We start from the raw sequence: 1,340 nt of genomic DNA, 5'->3' as shown, positions 1-1,340 counted from the left end.
GCCGGAAGAGTCAAGGTAAACCACCACCTCTTTGTTCTTATAGGAAATCAAGGTCTTTTCTATCTCTATAGAGACTTTGTTTACTCGTCTGCAAATGGTGGTATAGTCAGGCACATCAAAGCTGATAAGCCTGGATAAACCCCTAAGAAATCCTTTAAGCCCTCTGTAATCGATGTTCAGCAACACATGTAAATACGCCAAAAACACCTTCAGGCATTCAGGATATACATATGGTGCGCCTACCTTCCCTCTGTTTAACTTCTCTAAATCTTTATCCTGCGTTTCAATGAAATCCAGGGAAATATATGCTTCTCCACGGGCTACAAGTTTTTCATTGTATTCTCTCCAGTTTCGCTTATCTTTATATTTCTTCCCCCAACGCTCTTTTCTCATAATTCATTCCATAGGAAAACATCTATATTTATAGTTATGCAACACAGCACGTGTATCGAAAGTTTTAAATACTGTTTCTTAACTAGTTGTATACTAACAAGGGTGCAACCCAGTAATTGGATTCTAGGATCGACCATAACACATATAAGGAAAGGAAGAGTAAGATATGATAAAAACAAAAATAGTAAAAAAAAAATGCTTGAGTGGATAGGTGAAAGGTATTTGCCTTTTGTGGACCCGAAAATAAGCGGGGCAGAGATACATTATGAGCATTTGCATAGGTATTACTTTGCATTTGGTGCACAATTTGTTAAAGGGGAAATAGTATTAGATTTCGTATCAGAAGAAGGATATGGCAGTTATATGCTCTCAAAAGAAGCGAATCATGCTATAGGCTTTAATGGAGTGTATAAATGAAAAAAGTAGGAATACTCTATGATAATATTAGTGGCAATACCGGAGATGTAGCTATTGGATTAAGTGTTAAAAAAATTCTAAGAGGTATGGAGGTAGACTTTGATGAACTCATTCCAATGATTACGAGACTATCATTATAGGTGGTGGTCATCTTCTTCGACCAAGCCCCGACTTGTTCTATGATAAATTCAAGATACCTGGAAATCATATTTTAAATGCGGTCGGCATTGTCGATTTTCCTAAAGATCTTCACTACTTAGAGGATTATAGATATATAACTGTAAGGAGTTCAGGGGATAGGGAGAAATTATCATATATAAAAAATGATGTCAAAGTCATTCCTTGTACTTCAATGCTTTTAGAAGACCTCAAAGATTTTCCTTTAAAGCCCAAAAAACCTAGTATTGGTATCCATTTATTGCCAAATTTTTTCAACGAAGATGATGAAAAAAGATTTATAGAATGGGCTTCTGCATTACCTTTTACAATATATTTTATACCGATAACTCTTTATATTCACGATTTTACTT

General features: G+C 35.2%; 4 protein-coding genes. 3 read left to right on the top strand and 1 reads right to left on the bottom strand.

Annotation, left to right across the window (positions count from 1 at the left end):
* Positions 1-393: transposase (locus tag J7J01_09905; GenBank protein ID MCD6211172.1), on the bottom strand; the 393-nt coding region annotated here is incomplete at its 3' end.
* A 195-nt stretch (positions 394-588) separates the two neighbouring features.
* Here J7J01_09905 and J7J01_09900 point away from each other — a divergent pair.
* From J7J01_09900 to J7J01_09890, 3 genes are all read left to right on the top strand, one after another.
* Positions 589-810, top strand: a complete 222-nt coding sequence (locus J7J01_09900; protein MCD6211171.1) for a hypothetical protein — start codon at positions 589-591, stop codon at positions 808-810.
* On the top strand, positions 807-950 hold the full coding sequence (locus J7J01_09895; protein MCD6211170.1) for a hypothetical protein: 144 nt from the start codon (positions 807-809) through the stop codon (positions 948-950). The genes J7J01_09900 and J7J01_09895 overlap by 4 nt, the downstream gene beginning before the upstream one ends.
* 32 nt (positions 951-982) lie before the next feature.
* On the top strand, positions 983-1,340 hold a 358-nt coding region (locus J7J01_09890), incomplete at its 3' end, for a hypothetical protein (protein ID MCD6211169.1).

Source organism: Methanophagales archaeon, from assembly GCA_021159465.1.
Taxonomy (GTDB): domain Archaea; phylum Halobacteriota; class Syntropharchaeia; order Alkanophagales; family Methanospirareceae; genus G60ANME1.
The sequence above is the reverse complement of the archived record's forward strand: the minus strand, read 5'-3'. Positions and strand labels throughout refer to the sequence as shown.

What these genes read in the sequence shown, in the direction of transcription:
- J7J01_09895 (MCD6211170.1), top strand. Translation starts at nt 807, where the DNA reads ATGAAAAAAGTAGGAATACTCTATGATAATATTAGTGGCAATACCGGA.
- J7J01_09900 (MCD6211171.1), top strand. Translation starts at nt 589, where the DNA reads ATGCTTGAGTGGATAGGTGAAAGGTATTTGCCTTTTGTGGACCCGAAA.